Genomic DNA, 18,105 nt, shown 5'->3' on the forward strand with positions numbered 1-18,105 from the left:
TTTGCGGGTCGGTGGCGCATTCGCTTTACGCGCGCCCGGCGGCAAGCTGGGCGACAGCCTGCAGCAGGCGCGGTTGCTCACGAGAGGCCAGGCGACCATCAGGCTCGATGATGCCCATATCAATCAGCCAGGCCTCAAACTCCGGAGCGGGTCGCAGGCCCAGGGTGGTCTGCACAAAGCGCACATCGTGATACGAGGTGCTCTGGTAGTTGAGCATCACGTCATCGGCCCCGGGCACGCCCATGATGTAGGCGCAGCCAGCCACGCCCAGCAGCACCAGGAGGTTGTCAATATCGTTCTGGTCTGCTTCGGCGTGATTAGTGTAGCACGCGTCGCAGCCCATCGGCACGCCCATCAGGCGACCGCAGAAGAGGTCTTCGAGCGCAGCGCGGGTGATCTGCTTGCCATCGTAGAGATATTCAGGACCGATAAAGCCCACCACCGTGTTGACCAGCAGCGGCTCGAAGTGGCGGGCCACGGCATAGGCCCGGGCCTCGCAGGTCTGCTGGTCAACGCCGTGGTGGGCGTTGGCCGAGAGGGCGCTGCCCTGACCGGTTTCAAAGTACATCACGTTGTCGCCGATGGCGCCGCGACCCAACGACAGCGCGGCGGCGCGCGCCTCGCGCAGGAGGGCGAGGTTGACCCCGAAGGAGCGGTTGGCGGCTTCGGTGCCGGCAATGGACTGGAACACCAGGTCCACCGGAGCGCCGCGTTCGATGGCGGCCATCTGGGTGGTGACGTGGGCCAGTAGCGACGACTGGATGGGGATGGCGTAACGCTGGCGCAGATCATCAATCAATTCAAGGAGGGCGATGACGGCCTGTGGGCTGTCGGTAGCGGGATTGATGCCAATTACCGCATCGCCGCAGCCGTGGAGCAGACCGTCGAGGATCGAGGCGGCGATGCCGCGGGGATCGTCGGTGGGGTGGTTAGGCTGGATGCGTGACGAGAAGCGGCCGGGCAGGCCGATGGTGGTGCGAAAGCGGGTTACCACGCGGCACTTGCGGCTGACCGCGATCAGATCCTGATTACGCATAATCTTGGAGACGGCAGCGGCCATTTCAGGAGTGATCCCGGGCGCCAGAGCGTTGAGGACCTCGCTATCCGTAGCGTAGGAGAGCAGCCATTCACGGAAGGCGCCCACGGTCAAGCCGCTAATGGGTGCAAAGGCGGCGCGATCGTGGGTATCAAGGATCAGGCGCGTGACTTCGTCTTCCTCGTAGGGGATCAGCGGTTCTTCGAGAAAGGTTGTCAGTGGCAGCTCGGCCAGGCACAGTTGGGCGGCGACCCGCTCTTCAGCGCTCTCGGCGGCGAGACCGGCAAGCTGGTCGCCTGAGCGTTCAGGGGTGGCTCTGGCCATGAGGGTCTTGAGATCCTTGAACTGGTAGGTGCGCCCGCCAAGGGTCTGGGTGTATGGCATGGTTCAAACCCGCTTGAGTCTCTAGTGTTCGTCACTATGCTTCTCCGGCTCCGCGGACCGGTTGTGTGGAGATGTAGAGCTGTGGAGGTGCGGAGGTGTGTAAGGAGAGGCGCATATCGGTGCATTCTCGAACAGAGGAGGTCCGGAGGGGCTTTGCCCTCCCGGAAACTCTCTGCTCCGACCATCCGGTGAAGCCTCACAGATGCTTGAGTTCACGTTCGGCTTCGGCGATCAGCGCGGCTTCTTCTTCGGGCGCCTGGGCAACGAGGCGCTTGCGGCTATAGAAGAAGTAGTACGCCACCATTACCGCCATAAAGATCGCCGTGCCGATCACGCCGGGCCGGTTATCCTCGATCGCCATGGTGGCGAAGAGCGAGAGCACGGCCAGAACTGTGCCGACCACGGCGCCGGGCACTCCGAGGGGGCTTTTGTAGGGGCGGTGCAGGTTGGGGCGGGTAATAGCCAGCTTGATATACGAGAGCATCACCAGCGCGTAGGAGATCACCGCGCCGAAAACGCTCATAGTCAGGAGCGCGGCGCCAACGCTGCTGCCGCTGCCGAGGAGATCGATCAACAGGGCCAGAACCAGACCGACTACGCCGCCGAGGATGAGCGCGCGAGCGGGCGTATGGCGCGCGCCGGTCACCGAGATCCAGCGGGGGATGTAGCCGGCGCGCGAGAGGGAGAAGAGCACCCGCCCGTAGGCGTAGATGATGGTGTGGAAACTGGCTACCAGGCCGGTGAGCGCCACCAGGGTCAAGACAATCGTTGTAGCGCCGGAACCGAAGATGGCGCGGAAGCCGATCTCCAGGGGAGCTGCCGACTCGCCGACCTCCGCGGCGCCGCCGCCTACGCCGGAGTTGAGCACCAGGGTCAGCAAGGAGAGCGCCAGTAAGGTGAGCAGACCCCAGATCAGCGCCCTGGGAATATCGCGCACGACGTCGTGACTTTCTTCGGCCGCCAGGGGCAGTTGCTCGATTGCCAGATAGAACCAGATGGCAAAAGGCAAGGCCGCGAATACGCCGTACCAGCCGAAGGGGAGGAAGGCGTTATTGCCTGGCGTGGGCGGGATGTTGAACACGCGATCCCAGCTAAAGGCCCCGGAGATCACCGCGCCGACGTAGAACACCACCAGGGCGCCGATGGCCAGGAGCGTGACGATCAGGCCAACGCGCAGGGTGAGGGCGGTGCCCAGGACATTGATGCCGACAAAGACGGCGTAGAAAACCACCCACCAGACGTAGAGCGGAACAAAGGAGAAAATGGTCTGCATGTAGGCGGCGATGGAGGTGACAATCACCGCGGGGGTGATTACATATTCGATAATATCAGCAACGCCGTTCACAAACCCAAGGGTTGGCCCAAAGGCGTTGCGGGTGAACGAGTAGAAACCGCCAGCATGGGGCAGGGCGGCGGATAGTTCCGCAATTGAAAAAACCATGCACAGGTACATGACGGCCACAACGAACGTGGCAAGCAGGAGACCGCCGAATCCGCCCGCAGACAGACCGTAGTTCCAGCCAAAGAAATCGCCCGAAATAACCGCGCCAACGCCGAGGGCCCACAACAGCACCCAGCCGGCGCTTTTGCGCAGGCGGCGCTGCGCCAGATACTCCTCGCCGACCTGTTCGTAGGTTACTCCGCCAACATCAACCTGTGACTTTCTGCCGAGCGCCTGTGGCTTGTCAGCCATAACCGGACTCCTCTCAGGATCCAACGAACAAACGAATGCCAACCCGCAAACCTGGACCCTCGCGTAACCACGAGCCGCGATCGGCGCGTGGCCGGGCGTGAGCCGCAGGATGGAGGCCATACTGCGAAACTGCCGCATTTGCGGCAGCGCATCTTACGCAGCATGCGACCGGGGCAAAGCTATGCCGCCTGCGGCGCTGGAGGAGTCGCGGTCGCTCTTCGCTCATGCTGGGGAAATTGCGATAAATGTACCGGATCGTCAGCGGGTTGTCAAGCGACGTGTGTATGGCGAGGCACGCACGCCAGGCCGGGGAACGGGCGTCTCTGGCGGGCGCAGCGTAGCGCACGGGGCGCTGCGCCGCCAGCGTCGGGTTGACGGGGCGTGGGGAAACCAGCTTTCCCCACACCCTCGCCTGGCGGGAAGGTTCTCATTCCGCCCGGAGCAGACCGATTGCGGCTTCGCCAGAAGACGCGCCCGCAACGGGCGGAAGCGGGCATGACGGGTGGGCTGCGCTGCCCGGCGTCCCCCCAGAATGGCGCCGTAAGGGGGCGACACTCCTGAGGAGGCGATAGCAAAAAAGAAACAGGACGCTGCCGCCGGTGGTCCAATAGAGGCTCTGGACCCAGGGATTGGCGCTGTCGCTGCCGCTGAAGATGCCATGCAGCAATACAAGAACGAAGAGCGCGAAGCTCAGGAAGTGGATGAGCCGCCAGGCCCCACGACCGATCCATGATTTGATGTAGAAGCTGAGACCAACCAGGGCCAGAAGATACAGGCCGATCTGGCCCAGACCAACCCAGAGGGGTTGATGGCCGGCATAGGCAAAGGGGACCAGAAGCTGACGCAAGTCAGCCTGAATGTAGCGATCACCAAGCAGGATGAAAGCATGAAACATGGCGAAGGCCAATCCCAGCAAACTGGCGTGCTGGTGGAGGTCGAAGGCCATAGGACCGCCCTGCCAGAGGCGGGCGAGTTTGCTGGTCATCAGCAGGCCGGCGACCGTGCTCAGCCAGAGCAAAACGTAGGCGACGATGGCGCTGCTGCGGGCCAGGTACCAGTAGGCGTGCGGCGCATCCCCCAGAAGCGAGGCGCTCAGGGCGGGGAGCCAGGCGGGTAAGACAAACACGGCGCCAAGAGCGCCGGCAATCGCGGCGGCAAGGAGGCTGAACAGGGTGGGAAGAGCCATCGTAGGAGGCAGGATATCGTCGGTCCCCCGAGCGGCGGGAGTGGCCAGTGGTCCCTCCGTCGCAGGCGCGTCGGATGGGGGAGTGCGCCTGGCGGCGTTGGCCGCGCGAATGGCGGCCAGGCGGGCGGTTTTGTCGCTGCTCATGGTCATTCTCCTGAACTGATGCAAAAATGGGCGATCGGAGAGGAATGGGGAAACCGGGTTTTCCCACGCCCCGGCCTGCTGCGGACCCGGCAAATCACAACCCTGCTTCGAGGGTGTGGGGAAACCCGGTTTCCCCATGCCCCGGCTCGATGGGAGGGCGCCGAAACGTTCAACGCTGCTCGTGAGGATGTAGGGACGCCGGCTGTACCATACTCCGGCCACTTAGCTACGCGCGCTTCCACAACAACGCTTCGAGCGTCGGAGTGTGCAGCACCGCGCCATCGTCACGGACGAGGAGACCGGCCAGCCAGGGGCGCGCGTCCAGCCAGGACAGGCCGGCGGCGCTGCCCAGGATCAGCGCGGCCTTGGCGGCGATCTCGGCGTCGGCAGCGCTTGCGGCCACCACGGTCACGCTAAGCAGGTCAGTCTCGGCGGGCGCGCCGGTGCGCGGATCGATGATATGGTGGCGCTCCATATCGCCCTGACGCCAGCGTCGGTAATCGCGCCCGGAGGTTGCCACGCCGCCGGAGGCGATCCGCAGCACTGCCAGGGGATCGGCGCTGCCACGGGGGTCCTGCACGCCGATGGGCCAGGCGGCGCCGTCGCGACGCGGGCCGCTGACGGCGATGTCGCCGCCGACATCCACCAGGGCCGGGCCATGGCGGGCGATCAGGCGGATGGCTCGATCAGCGGCCCAGCCCTTGGCCACTCCGCCCAGGTCGAGGCGGAGGCCAGGCGGGCGATCCACGCTGCCGTGGAGCGGATCAACGCGAATGCGACGCCAGTCTGCCACGGGCCGGGCGAGCGTTGCCGCGGCGGGCGACGCGCCGCTAGCGACAATGCTGAAGTCGCGGTCGTAGCCGGCATGCTCCAGGGCTTCCAGCACCAGCGGGGTCACGAGGCCGTCGGTCGCTGCGGCGCCGCGCAGGGCCAGGGCGAGCGCCTCGGCCAGCGTGGGGCTGATGACAAGCCACTCGCGCCGGGAGCTGTTCAGACAGCTTAATTCGCTGTCGGGTCGGAAGCGGCTGAGGATCGCCTCCCAGCTCGCGAAGACCCCGGGCAGGCTTGCTAGCGCCGGCCGGGCGATAGGGTCCGGCGCTTCGAGTATGACCAGGATCTGGCTGCCCATAGCGCGGAAGGAAAATGTGACCATAGGTGACACCCCAACTCTCAATTTCGGGTTGTGGATTGCCGTCCGTTGCCAGGCGACGACGCCATTAGCGCGACGAACGGGTCATCGTGATGGGCGCAGGTTGCGTCGCCGAGACGCCTGATAGGCCTGCGGAGGTCGCCGGGCTGACCGCCGCAGCGCCATTTGACGCAACCGGCGGCGAGATGGCTGCCGTTGGCAGCGACTGGATGGTGACCACAGGCGGCAGCGTGGGAATCTGTGGTTCGCTGAGCAGCCACGCCGGGGGCGGAGCGGTGTAGGCCGTGGCGCCGCCAGACGCCTCGGAGGATGTCGCAGCGGGCGGCGGGCTGCTCAGGAAGGCCCAGCCTGCCAGGACGCCGGCAAGGGAGGCGATAGTGATCAACGCTTTGATGCCGGTAGCGCCTGTAGTAGTAGCTGCGGGATGTCGTTTGGTGATCATTTTGGACTCCTGTTCGCAGATTGACTCATGTTGCGATGACCGTCGGAGAAGCCGCGACGTCTGCCGTAACCCCGGCCCGCCAGCATGACATACCCTCCAGCACCGGCTTGCAGGCGGAGAAACAAGGTTTCCCCGGCCCTCTTCCAACACCGGCGAGCAGGCGGTGAACCCGGAGTTCCCGGCTCTGGCCCGCCCGAGAAGGCCCCGGGCGCAAGGAAAACCGGCATCAGTCATCATGCCCTTCGTGACGCTCGCGCCGGAACCGGTCGTCATCTCCGCCAGCGGCTATCCTGGCATAGACCACCTGGCCGGTGGCGGCATCCACGTAGACTGAGCTCCTGTCGCTGAACTTCACCTCGTAGACCAGGGCGCCGTGCTCGGTCTCGCGCTCGACGGCGATCACCTGGCCGCCGTAGTAGCGTTGCGCAATGACAATTGCCTGTTGTTCGCCGATCGCGGCGCCGGTCGCCGACGCGACGACCGGCGCTGTGCCGCCGGATGCTCGAGACTGGGCGGCGCTGGCGAGTTGTTGATTGGCGCTGGCAATCCGGGCGTTGGCGGCTTCCAGGCGCGCGCTGGCTTCGGCCAGGGCGGCCTGGTAGGCGGCTTCGCGCTCGCGCAGCAGGGCCTCGATCGCGGGGTCAGGCGCAGCAGCGGCAGGCGATGGGGTGACCGCGGCGCTCGCCGGGAGCACATTCGCCGTCTGGCCGGCAGCGCCGCTCAGATGGATGCTCAACGCGCCCACAATAACGAGAACGAAAGCGGTGATGGCAGCAGCGACGATCAGTGCAAGACGCTGGCTCATAGGGTGGATCCTCCTTGTAGGATTTTAGATTGTGGATTTATCGTGCATAGAGGCCCGATACGATCCGGGGGTGATGGGCAAGCGGCCAACTTAACGGGAACCGGTATTGGACCGGCAACAACGGCGTGTTTCGGCAGAAGTGGCGCGGCCGGCGGCGCCCATAACCTCTGGCCTTCGCTTCTCCAGGCTTGCGCTAATCAAGAGAAGCGTCGTTGCGTAAGATAATCGGGAGGCTTTGGAACTTTCTTGGAAGGCCCCTCGAATGTTCCAATCTTTTTCCAATCTTGATGAGGTATGCTGAAGACGAGCACAGGGGAAGCTGGATCGCCTGCGGTTCACCGAAGGGGCCAGCACCACGCTGCCGGTTGGAAGGCGAGGAAACCGCAGTTCCCTGCGCCCCTGTCTGTGAGGTTGAAAAACCGTCAGGGAACCCGGATTTCTGCGACCCCGCTCGACGAGGCGGCCGGCGGACGAGCGCCGGGAGGAAGGATTGAAGACGGTCATGCGCGTGCTGGTGATAGAGGACGATCAACGGCTGGCCCGGCTGGTTGCCCGTGTGCTGGAGGAAGCCCACTACCAGGCGGATGTAGCCCACGATGGCGACACAGGGCTGGATCTGGCCCTGCGGGGCAGCTATGACGTGGCGATTATTGACTGGATGCTGCCCGGGCGGGACGGGCCGTCGATCTGCCGGTCGGTGCGCCTGGCGCGCCTGCCTACCGCGCTGCTCTTGCTGACGGCGCGCGGCCAGATCGAGGATAAGGTCGCGGGCCTGGACAGCGGGGCGGACGATTACCTGGTCAAGCCGTTCGCCTTTGAAGAGTTGCTGGCGCGGGTGCGCGCGCTGAGCCGCCGTTTTGCGCCGCCCGGAGCCGACGCCCAGGAGTTGCGCGCGGGCGCGATCGTGCTCGACCTGCGCGGGCATACGGCGCGCCGCAATACCCGCGCGCTCGACCTGACGCCCACCGAGTGGAACCTGCTCGAGTATTTGATCCGTCACCAGGGTCAGACCCTGACCCGCCAGCAGATCCTGGATTATGTCTGGTCATATGAACACGATGTGCAGCCGCAAATGGTTGACGTATACATTTCGTATCTGCGACGCAAATTGAACGGCCCCGGAGAGCGCGATCCAATTGTGACGGTGCGCGGCGTCGGTTACCGACTGGAGGCGCCCGATGTTTAGAGGCCTGCGGCTTCAATTGACCCTGCTCTATACCCTGGCCGCGCTGATGCTGGTGGCGCTGGTGGGTGGGGGGAGCTACCTGGTAGTGGCGCGGTACTTCCAGCAGGTGACCGATCTGGCCTTGCGGCACAAGATGGCCCACGAGTTTCACGCTCTTGACGCGCCTTTGCCCGCCGACCTGGTCTCGGCGGACCGGGACTGGTCGCTGATCCGCAATGAGCCAGGGCTGTTACCGCGCCGGGCCGGAGCGCCGCTTTCGGAGGCCGAGGCGATGGCGCGAGCGGTGGCCCATCGCGGCGGAGGGGTTCCCCAGCGGGTTGAGCGTGAAGAGAAACGTGGCCGGGAGGTGTACGAGGTGCGCTTCGCCGATGGGGCGGAGGTGATCGTGGATCGGTCCAGCGGGGCCATCCTCGCGTCCGAGGGAGGAGAGCGGCGTGGAGGGAAGGAGACGCCGCTTGCGACGCCCGCGGCAACGGCCACGCCTCTGGCCTATGACGGCGAACTGGCGGCGATCTTCGTCCTGCCGCTCGACACGACGGGGCAGGTGCTCTTCAACCCCAACCCGGCCGCGGCGCCGCTCGGCCCGGACCGGCAGGCTCTGGAAGCCGCATTGCGCCATGGCAGCGACCAGCGCACGGTGCACCTGAGCGATGGGCAACGGGTACGCCTGCTGACCTATCGCCTCACCCGTCCTGATGGGCCAGCGGCGCTGCAACTCGGTCGAGTGCTCAGTGACCAGGATCGCGTGCTATGGCAACTGGCCGTGGGTTTGCTCGTCCTGGGCAGCCTGAGCATGGTGTTGCTGGGCGGGACGAGCTGGTGGCTCGCAGGCCGGGCGCTGCGCCCGGCGCAGGCTGCCTGGGAGCGCCAGCAGCGGTTCATCGCCAGCGCCAGCCACGAGTTGCGCACACCCCTGACGCTGATCCGCGCCAGCGCCGAGGTGGCGCTCCGCAACGTCAGGCCCGAGGACGCTGACCAGCGGGAGTTGCTCGCGGATGTGCTCTCTGAGAGCGATCATATGCGGCGGCTGGTGGACGACCTGCTGATGCTGTCGCGGCTCGACAGCGGCCAGTTGCCGCTCACCCTCACGACGGTGGACGTAGCGCCGTTTCTGGCCGAGGTGCAGCGCCAGGTGGCGCGGCTGGGCACGGAACGGGGCGTGACCGTGAGGGTAGAGGAAGCGAGCGGAGCGGTTTGCGCCGACGCCGACCGGCTGCGCCAGGTGCTGCTGATCGTGCTCGATAATGCATTGCGGCATACGCCGTCCGGCGGGAGCATTACGCTTGCGGCGACGCCCCAGGGACGCGAGGTGCGCTTCAGGGTGAGCGACACGGGGTGCGGGATCGCCCCGGAGCATTTGCCGCACATCTTTGAGCGCTTCTACCGGGTGGATCCGGCTCGCGGGCGGGCCAGCGGCAATGCCGGGCTGGGCCTGGCAATCGCCAGGGCGCTGATCACGGCGATGGGCGGGCAGATCGGGGCGAATAGCGCGCCCGGCCAGGGCACGACGGTGTGGTTTACCTTGCCGGGGAGATGAGGAGCGTGGGCCAGAGAGAGGGAGAGAGGCGTCTGGTTTCCTCGCCCGGCAGGGGAGGTCCGGGAAGGGGTCGGGCCCGGGAAGGCATAGCCTCCCAGGCCCGTCTGTTTGGCAGGGGCATGGGGAAACCCCCTTTCCCCACACTCCATCGGGTCCACCCGCGCGGGTGCGTTTCAGATGAGATGCACAATCACGACGACCCGCCCGAACTGCACCCGCGCGCCGTTGGTAATGGGGGTTGGAACGTTCGGCTCCAGGCGCACGCCGTTGAGCCGGGTGTAGTTAGTGCTGTTGAGATCGGTGATCGTCCACTGACCGCCGGCGCGGCTCAGCCGGGCATGCTGGCGGCTCACGCCGCCCAGTTCGCCGCCGTGAGGGGTGAGATCGATTTCGGGAAAGATGTTGCTCACGGGGTCCTCGCGACCGATGATAATCTCGGTTTTGTCGAGGGGCAGGGGCAGCACAGCGCCGCTCTCCTCGACAACCAGACGCGGGCCGGCGGGCGCCGGAGGTGGCGAGGGCGGCGCCTCGACCGCCGGGGCGGGAGCGGCGGGCGCAGGAGCCACCCCCAGGGCGGCGAGGGAGGCTTCGGCGCGGGCCAGGGCCTCGCGCGCTTCCGCCAGACCGGCGACGACCGCCGGGGGCGTGGCGGGGCCGAAGGTGGCCTGCATCTGCTCCAACTGGGCGATGATCTGTTGCTGGCGGGCGATTTCCTCCTGGAGCCGGCGCACCTCAGCGGGATCGACGGCGGGAGCGGCGGCCTCGAGCGCAGCGCGTTCGTTCTCGGCGCGAGCCAGGGCCTCGCGAGCCTCGGCCAGACCGGTGACGACCGCCGGAGGCGTGGCCGGGCCAAAGGTGGCCTGCATCTGCTCCAACTGGGCGATGATCTGTTGCTGACGAGTGATGGTTGCGGTCAGTTCGGCGCGACGGGTTTCGTAGGCGGCCCGATCGAACGCTGGCGCGCCAGAGGGGGGAGTCGGGGCCTCGGCGGCAGAGACGCCAGGGGCGGCGGCCACGGGCGCGGCGGGCGCCTCGACGGTGGGGGCCTCGGCTGCTGACACAGCGGGCGCCTCGGCGGCAGTGACGGCGGGCGCCGCGTCCACGGGCGCGGCGGGCGCTTCGACGGCGGGCGCCTCGGCCATGGGCGCAGTGGGCGCCTCGGCGGGGACGGGGGCGGCAGGCGCCTCAGCAGGCGCGGGGACAGCGGGGGCCTCGGCAGCGGGGGCGGGAATCTCGGCGCCGTTGGCCAGCGCCGGACCGCTGTCGGGAGGTGTGAGTGATGGCGCGACCGCGGCGGGGGCCGAGGCGTTGATCTGGGCGAACAGATCCGCGCCGCAGGTGTCGCAGAAGCGCTCTCCAGGCAGCGCCGCCGCGCCGCAGAGGGCGCAGATCAACTGCCCCTCAGCGGCGCCGGCGGGCATAGTCGCAGGCCCGGCGGCATCGGCGGCCAGCGCAGGCGCGGCAGGCGTGACGGGATAGGCAAGACTGGTCAGATCAGCGCCGCACTGGTCGCAGAAGGCTTCACCCGGCAGCACCGGCGCGCTGCAAGTTGGACAGACAACCGCGGCCGGCGCGGTCGTCGCCGAGGCGCCGGCGGGGGCAGGGGCAGCGCCCTCCTCAAGCCGCACGCCGCACTGTTCGCAGAAGCGGTTAGCCAGATCATTTGGAGCGCCGCAGGTAGGACAGATCTTCATAATCTTACTCCTCAAGCTTCTGGGTCAACCGGCGCGTGGCGTACTTGAGCGCTTTCTGAGACTCGGCGCTGATGGCGCCGCCCTGCTCGAGTTGCTCGGCCTGCTGGCGGGTTTGCTCAGCCAGTTCGAGTTCGCCGAGGTCGAGCAGGCGTGTGGCAGCAGCGCGCAGTTTCTGGGTGGCGCCGGCGGTATTGCCCATTTCCGCCTCGGCCAGGGCGCGCGTTTGCAACTTGAAGGCCGTCACTTTCTCGACCAGGTTCATCACCCGCGGATCGAACGGCGTCGCGTCGGGATTGGCGCTGAAGGTCAGCAGCACATCCTGCTTCACAATCTGTTCCTGCTGCGAGCCGAGGGGCGTCGCGTGCAACTCGGCCTGGGCGATGCGAAACTGGCCGGGGGGGCGGGCGGGCAGCATCAGTTCGACGATGATGCTGTTGACCTGGCCGTAGACCAGATCGCCCAGTTTCACCGCCACCTCACTGGCGCCAATGGGCTGGTAGCCGAGATTGGCGATGGTGGGCGTAACGCGATAGACGGCGCGAGGTGTCGCCTCGCGCACCAGGCGGAGGAGCAGGCGCGCCTCGACAGCGGCGATCCCCTGGGCAGTGCGCACCGCGCGCTGGAAGAAAGCGAGGATCTGGCCGGGATCGGCAATATAATCCGAGACGCCGCCGGTAGCCTCGGCCAGATCGTCGAGCAATTTCTCGTTCCACTCGGCGCCGAGACCCAGGGCGGTGATCCGCACGCCGGCCTGTGCCAGGCTCTGTGCCAGGGTGCGGCAAACTTCTTCGTCACCCCAGGTCTGGCCGTCGGTGAGGATGAGCATGGCGCTGTAGCGATCAGGGCTGGCGTGCTTCTGCAACTCGGCCTGACCAGACTGCATGCCGAGGGACATCGCCGTGCCGCCCATTTCGACGATCTGTTCAACAGCGGCGTGCAAGGCGGCCGGATCGGTGGCAAAGGTGGCGGGCACGAGGGTCTGGACAGTATCGTCGAAGATGACGATTGAAACGACATCCTGGGGCGTGAGACTATCAATCAGGCGATGGGTGGCCTGCTTCAGACTTTGCAATTTGGCGCCCTGCATCGAACCGGAGCGATCAAGCACGAGGCAAAAGTTCAGTGGAACAGGCGCGGGAGGCGGGGCAGCAGGAGCCGCCTCGACCAGCAGGTAGCCCAGTTGGGGGGCCCCGCTCGCGGGGACGGGAGTGCGCCCCCAACTACAGGTCAGCGTGAGCGTATCGGCCATCGGGTCCTCCATCAGCATAGATCGCCACCGGTTGGACGTTGCGGCGACGGACATGGTTGCCCTGCAAGATTGGTTGCGACAGATCAACTTACTCAAGCCTCACCAGAATGACGGCAATATTATCTTCGCCGCCCGCCTGGTTCGCCGCAGCGACGAGGGCCTCACAGATGGCCTGGGGCGGGTCCTCACGCGCCAGAAAACGTTCCATTTCAGGGTCGCGGGTCATCTCCCACTGGCCGTCGGAGCAGAGCAAGAGGGCGTCGCCGGGCCGGAGGCGTTCGGTAAACACATCAATCTCAATCTCGCTGCGGTCGCCGAGGGAGCGAAGCACGGCATTGCGCTGGGGATGGGTGTAGATGTCGTCCTCGGTAATCTGGCCAAGATCGACCAGACGCTGCACGAGCGAATGATCCTTGCTAATGCGCCGGAGCCTGCCATTGCGGAAGAGATAGGTGCGGCTATCGCCGACATTGCCGATGATCGCCCGATCGCCGGCGACGAGGGCCATGGTGAAGGTAGTTCCCATATCGTTAGCCTGGGCGCGGCTCTCGGCGACCACGGCCTCATTGGCCCGTTGCACGGCCCGGCGCACGAAGGCAATGGCCTCCTCTTCGCTAAAGGTGACATCAGGCTGCACGGCGCGGGCCAGGTATTCGCTCAGAAAGAGATCGGCAGCGGCGCGCACAGCCAGGCCGCTGGCCACTTCGCCAGCGGCGTGGCCGCCCATGCCATCGGCAACGATATAGACGCCCCAGATCTCGGGCCGGTTATTATTGATGATGGTAAGTTGAAGGGTAAAGAGGCTATCTTCGTTGTGCTCGCGGACGATGCCCGTATCAGTATGGGCGCCGACCACCTGGCGCAGAGGCAGGGGATGCGTGCGCTCGGCCAGAAGTTGCTCGAGCACGGCGGCGAGACTGGCGGCGTCGGCATAGGCGCCGGTGCGCGCCTGGCGCAGGACGACCACCAGGGGCATCTCGCACTCAGCGGCCTCGGCCTCTTCCTCGCTGAGCCGCAGGGTGGTGCGCGGCGTAGCGGTGAGGCGCTCGAGCACATCGGCCAGGGCGAGGAGATCAGCCTGAACGGCGGCAGCGTCATCAGCGGCGATGGAACGGAGGTGCGGCGCATTGCGCAGGCGAGCGCCTCCGCCGGGCAGCAGCTCGAGATCGGTGGAGGCCACCGGCCCCAGGGCCAGCCCGCGGGCGTGGAGGCTCGCCAGCAGCCGCGCCAGCCCCAGGCCAACGGCCAGGGCCGCAGTTTCATCGAGCGGCGTCTCCAGGGTGGCGCGACCACTGTCGTTGAGGATGGTAAGCACCCGACCGTCTTCCTCAACCTGGTCCCAGATCTCGGGCAGAAGGGCGCGGGCCTGCTCATCGTCCACGGCTGGCACAAGCGCCGGGCCGACGGGCGCATCGGCGGAGGTAAGAAACGCCGGATACGAGCGGCGCTCGAGGGCGGCGCCACAATCAATGCAAAACGCCTCCTCCGGCTCGTTCGCAGTGGCGCCGCAGGCCCAGCAGCGACGCCAGGGAGCGGTGTCAACCACGACCAGGGGACCATCAGCGGCTGCGGGGGGTAATTCGTAACGCCCGGCGAACAGGCTGGGAGCCGTCTGATCCATAGGTTCCTCCTCGGCGCCAGGATGGGAGTGAGCGTCATGGCGCGCCTGATCGCCCGCGGGATCGGCGGAAAGATCGCCACTGGCAAGTCTGGCAGCGAGCCATTCTTCATCGGCCACGCTGGTCTGGTAACGAGCAAGCGGCGCGGCGCAGTTGCGGCAGAAACGGGCGCCGACGGCATTATTGCTGCCGCACAGGGCACAGATGGGCATGGGCGTTTCCTTCTGCGCGTTCTCGGCGAGAGCCACAGAGAGCCAGCGGCCCTCGCGAGAAGTGCAATCCTTCGAGTTGCTGGGCCGAAGGATCGGCGAAGCGGGTGCTTCGACCTTGCTGCGTCGCCGGGTTGCGTGCTACGATGCATGCTTGACACGCGCGATGACTACGGAGATATTATCCTGACCGCCGCGCTGATTTGCCAGGGTGATCAGGCGTTCGCAGGCCTGATCCTCGCCCGGCGTCTCCAGGACGATCTGCGCCAGTTCGCCATCCGCAACATAGTTGACCAGCCCATCGGAGCAGAGCACCAGCACATCGCCAGCGGCGAGGGCCTGGCTGAGGGCATCCACCTCGGTGACAGGATCGGCGCCGAGGGAGCGATACAGCATATGGCGCCGGGGATGCACGCGGGCCTCTTCGGGAGTCAACTGGCCAATATCAACGAGGCGAGCCACGAGAGTATGGTCAATGGTCAACTGGGTCCAGGTGCTCCCCTCGCCGGTCACACCGGCGGGATTGAGCAGATAGGCGCGGCTATCGCCAACGTGGGCCAGGTGGGCGCGGGTCTCGGTAACGACGGCGACGGTAAGGGTCGTTCCCATGCCGCGTCTGCCGGCGTCAGTCTGGGCATGGGCATACACCTGGCGATTAGCTTCCTGCACCGCGCCGCGGAGCAGCGCGTGCCAGGCCTGGTCATCCTCAGGGATGCCGGCATTGAGCGCGTCGGTAAGGGCCTGTTTCAGAATGCTCACGGCGAGGCTGGAGGCCACATCACCGGCCTGTTGGCCGCCCATGCCATCGGCGACGACGAGCAATGTGCCGATGCGGCGGGCGCCAGCGGTAAACTCGCCGGCATAGACCGTATCCTCATTGACGGGGCGGGCGGTCCCCCGATCAGTCCGAGCGGCAATGGCGAGGCGCCGCGGGGGCAAAGGGCGCGGCTCGGCGCGCCGGTCGGGAAGGAGCGGGGCCCCGCAGGCCATACAGTAGCGAGCCGTCTGGCGATTGCCGCGACCGCAGAGAGAGCAGGGGCGTGGCGCGCGCCGCCGGGGGGGCAGGCGGCCGGTGATGCGGATGGTTTCGTGGCCCTGGGCAATCTGGGCGGCCAGGTTGTCAAGGATCTGCGAGAGATCCTTAATTGCCGCCGCCGCCTGCTCACGGGCGACGCCGTCGGCCCGTTCGAGACGCTGGCGCCAGTAGAACACTCCGGACTCGACAACGGCGAGCAACTCGCGCAGGCTCAGGGCGCCAGCGCTGAGGTGGACGCGCTGGCCGCCGGTGAGCGCAATCTCGTCCGTATCAGTGTCCAGAGCAGATGCCGATGCGCCGCAATGAACGCAGAAGCGCGCGCCCGGCGCGAATGGCGCGCCACACTTCGGGCATACCGGCGAACCCAGGAGGGTCACTCGTCTGGCTCCATTGATGGCGGGTGCATACAGGAACACTACGCACCGGGGCCGGGTGCCGCGCTGCTGGCAGGGCCGCCGGAGCGTCGCTGGTATGACGATGCCCGGCAGCTCAGGGATGCAGAGCAGCTTCCACCCGCCTGGCACGGACTGTCTCGAATTATAGCATAGCGCCGCGATGGTGGGACGCCGCCGCTCTTTGCCTATAAATCCTAGACATGCTCCTTTTCCCCTGTGCAACAATCCCTCGCACAACCATACGGATGCCTTAGACATGCCAGAAAGCCATTATTATCGAGGCTGTGCATTGCCTTGACAGTGATGATCTTCGTGGCGTATAATAAAATAAGGTGTGTGTGCAACAAACCTGGAAAAGAGGGAACTGGTTGTGTCTGGCTCCGACTTCACCCAGAAGGCGGTGATGTATGTCGCTCGGACAAAAGATCGGTCGGCTCCGCCAGGAGCGCGGCCTGACGCTCCAGGAGGTCTCGGAGGGATCCGGGCTGACGCCTTCGTTTCTCAGTCGCCTGGAGCGCGACAAAGTTAATATCTCGGTAGCGAATCTGCGCAAGCTGGCGCAGTTTTTCAGTGTGCAAATGACACACTTTTTTGAGGGCGAGGATGACCAGCAGGTAGGCCAGGTAGTGCGCGTAGCCGACCGGGTGCGCCTGAGCCTTGATGATACCCCGGTGCAGATGTTTTCGCTCCTGCCGCCGAACAGCGATATGGAAGCGCGGTTGATCGAGGCCCGCCCCGGCAGCGGACAGCAGGGCTTTTCCAACCGCGGCAGCCAGATGGTGCTGGTGCTTGAGGGACGCCTGCGGTATACGCTTGGCGATGAAGAGTACGAACTCGCCGCGGGCGATACGCTGTTCTACCGGGACGATGTGGCCTATAGCTGGACGAACGCAGGCGAGGAACGGGCGGTCGTATTGACCGTAGCCGTCCTGAACAGCCGGGATGAGCGCTAGGGCGATCGTAGCCCGGCGCTAAGGAGGCGGATGCCTTCCTCTACTGGAGGAGGGTCGGGGTGGGCGCGAAGCACTGCATGATGTACCATGCCCCCGGAACGGGTCTGGCCTGGGTTAATCTTCTCGCCCACCCGGAGGAAGCATGACCACATTGTTGGGTGGACTGCCCTTTCGCCGCATTGCGCGCTGGGGGCTGGTAGCTCTGGCCCTGTATGGCAGCGGATGGCTGCTCTGGAGGGCGCGCTCGGCGCTGTTGCCCTTTGTCATCGGCGCGATACTCGCCTACCTCTTCCTTCCGCTGGTCAATCGTTTCGACCGGCGCATGCCCCGTTGGGCGGCGATTTTGCTTGTTTACGTGCTGGTGCTGGTCGTTGTCGTCGCGTTTTTCGCCTACCTGGCCCCCCCACTGGTTGAACAGATCAGCCAGTTGCTCCGCGCCTTGCCGGATCTGCCCACCCTGGAGCGCTGGGCTAACCGGCTCCTTGAGGAGTATCAGCAACTCCTCGCCAACCTGCCCCCCAATGTGCAGGCGGAGATCCAGCAGACGGTGGCGGAAGTTCTCACGTCGGCGCTGAACACGATCCGTACCAATCTGCTGTCGTACATCCAGGGGATCGGCACATTTCTGGTCAATAGTCTGCTCTCTGTGGCCAGCACGGTGGCCTTTCTGCTCGGATTCTTCCTTGTGCCCTTCTGGCTGTTCTATGTCTTGATGGATCAGCAGGCCGGGCGTGAGACGCTCAACCGGCTGCTCCCGGCGGGGTTGCGGGCCGATTTCTGGTCGGTGATCACCATCATTGACGCTGACTTCAGCGGGTATCTGCGCGGACAATTGCTCCTGGGATTGGCGGTGGGAATGGCGTCGGGCATCGGACTGACGGTGCTGAACCTGTTTGGATTCCAGATTCCCTATGTCTTGTTACTGGCGGTGATCGCCGGGGTGACCGAGTTGATACCTATTATCGGTCCGATCATCGGCGCAGTGCCAGCGGTATTGCTCGGGTTCCTCGACTCGCCGACCACAGGGCTTGCAGTGTTACTGCTCTACGTCGGCATCCAGCAACTGGAGAACAACTTCCTGGTGCCGCGGATCGTCGGCGATAGCGTCGGGCTGCACCCGGCCATCCTGATGGTGTTGCTGGTGGTCTGTTCGCAGGTGTTCGGCGTTCTCGGCGCTATTCTTTCAGCGCCGATGGGGGCCGTGGCGCGCGATGTCTTTCAGTATCTGTACGGGCGGCTGAGCGAGCCGCCACGACCGCCCGGCGAGATGCCGGCGCGGCTGCGCGCCGCGGGGGTGGCGCCGCCGCCCGAAGCGCTGGGCCCCTCCGCGCCCGGCGCACCGGCGGAAGAGGAACAGGTGGCAGTGGAAATGCAGGAGTAATCTGGA

The 18,105-nt window shown here is 65.9% G+C and carries 14 protein-coding genes; 4 read left to right on the top strand and 10 right to left on the bottom strand.

What is annotated here, in order from left to right; all coding sequences use genetic code 11:
- Positions 1-25: 25 nt before the first annotated feature.
- The 6 genes from NZU74_14585 to NZU74_14610 all read right to left on the bottom strand — a co-directional run bounded on the left by NZU74_14585 (position 26) and on the right by NZU74_14610 (position 6,840).
- Entirely contained in the window at positions 26-1,420 is a 1,395-nt protein-coding gene (locus NZU74_14585; GenBank protein MCS6882559.1) for an ethanolamine ammonia-lyase subunit EutB, read from the bottom strand.
- Between the two features lie 196 nt (positions 1,421-1,616).
- The gene (gene eat / locus NZU74_14590) at positions 1,617-3,113 is read right to left on the bottom strand and encodes an ethanolamine permease (GenBank protein ID MCS6882560.1); all 1,497 of its coding nucleotides are present in this window, start codon (positions 3,111-3,113) and stop codon (positions 1,617-1,619) included.
- Between the two features lie 427 nt (positions 3,114-3,540).
- Complete coding sequence (locus tag NZU74_14595) at positions 3,541-4,443, bottom strand: hypothetical protein (protein ID MCS6882561.1); 903 nt, start codon at positions 4,441-4,443, stop codon at positions 3,541-3,543.
- A gap of 226 nt (positions 4,444-4,669) precedes the next feature.
- Entirely contained in the window at positions 4,670-5,596 is a 927-nt protein-coding gene (locus NZU74_14600) for an FAD:protein FMN transferase (protein ID MCS6882562.1), read from the bottom strand.
- A gap of 64 nt (positions 5,597-5,660) precedes the next feature.
- Complete coding sequence (locus tag NZU74_14605; GenBank protein MCS6882563.1) at positions 5,661-6,035, bottom strand: hypothetical protein; 375 nt, start codon at positions 6,033-6,035, stop codon at positions 5,661-5,663.
- A gap of 226 nt (positions 6,036-6,261) precedes the next feature.
- Complete coding sequence (locus tag NZU74_14610; protein MCS6882564.1) at positions 6,262-6,840, bottom strand: PepSY domain-containing protein; 579 nt, start codon at positions 6,838-6,840, stop codon at positions 6,262-6,264.
- A 490-nt stretch (positions 6,841-7,330) separates the two neighbouring features.
- On the opposite strand from NZU74_14610, the gene NZU74_14615 reads away from it, so the two are divergent.
- Both NZU74_14615 and NZU74_14620 read left to right on the top strand, forming a co-directional pair.
- A complete protein-coding gene (locus NZU74_14615) occupies positions 7,331-8,026 on the top strand; it encodes a response regulator transcription factor (protein MCS6882565.1) in 696 nt (231 codons plus the stop codon).
- Positions 8,019-9,563 (top strand): ATP-binding protein, encoded by a 1,545-nt coding sequence (locus NZU74_14620; GenBank protein ID MCS6882566.1) that lies wholly within the window; start codon positions 8,019-8,021, stop codon positions 9,561-9,563. Before NZU74_14615 ends, NZU74_14620 begins: the two co-directional genes overlap by 8 nt.
- A 173-nt stretch (positions 9,564-9,736) precedes the next feature.
- Here NZU74_14620 and NZU74_14625 read toward each other — a convergent pair whose 3' ends face one another.
- The 4 genes from NZU74_14625 to NZU74_14640 all read right to left on the bottom strand — a co-directional run bounded on the left by NZU74_14625 (position 9,737) and on the right by NZU74_14640 (position 15,747).
- A complete protein-coding gene (locus tag NZU74_14625; protein ID MCS6882567.1) occupies positions 9,737-11,257 on the bottom strand; it encodes a zinc ribbon domain-containing protein in 1,521 nt (506 codons plus the stop codon).
- Positions 11,258-11,261: 4 nt separating this feature from the next.
- Positions 11,262-12,506: a VWA domain-containing protein gene (locus tag NZU74_14630; protein ID MCS6882568.1), complete on the bottom strand. Its 1,245-nt coding sequence runs from the start codon at positions 12,504-12,506 to the stop codon at positions 11,262-11,264.
- A gap of 88 nt (positions 12,507-12,594) precedes the next feature.
- Positions 12,595-14,337, bottom strand: coding sequence for a Stp1/IreP family PP2C-type Ser/Thr phosphatase (locus NZU74_14635; protein ID MCS6882569.1), 1,743 nt, complete (start codon positions 14,335-14,337; stop codon positions 12,595-12,597).
- A gap of 138 nt (positions 14,338-14,475) precedes the next feature.
- The gene (locus tag NZU74_14640; GenBank protein ID MCS6882570.1) at positions 14,476-15,747 is read right to left on the bottom strand and encodes a Stp1/IreP family PP2C-type Ser/Thr phosphatase; all 1,272 of its coding nucleotides are present in this window, start codon (positions 15,745-15,747) and stop codon (positions 14,476-14,478) included.
- Positions 15,748-16,172: 425 nt separating this feature from the next.
- Between NZU74_14640 and NZU74_14645 the strand changes: the two genes are divergently transcribed.
- Positions 16,173-16,718 (top strand): helix-turn-helix domain-containing protein, encoded by a 546-nt coding sequence (locus tag NZU74_14645; GenBank protein ID MCS6882571.1) that lies wholly within the window; start codon positions 16,173-16,175, stop codon positions 16,716-16,718.
- Between the two features lie 142 nt (positions 16,719-16,860).
- Complete coding sequence (locus tag NZU74_14650; protein ID MCS6882572.1) at positions 16,861-18,099, top strand: AI-2E family transporter; 1,239 nt, start codon at positions 16,861-16,863, stop codon at positions 18,097-18,099.
- The last annotated feature ends 6 nt before the right edge of the window (positions 18,100-18,105 follow it).

The organism is Chloroflexaceae bacterium (assembly GCA_025057155.1).
In the GTDB taxonomy this organism is placed as follows: Bacteria; Chloroflexota; Chloroflexia; order Chloroflexales; family Chloroflexaceae; genus JACAEO01.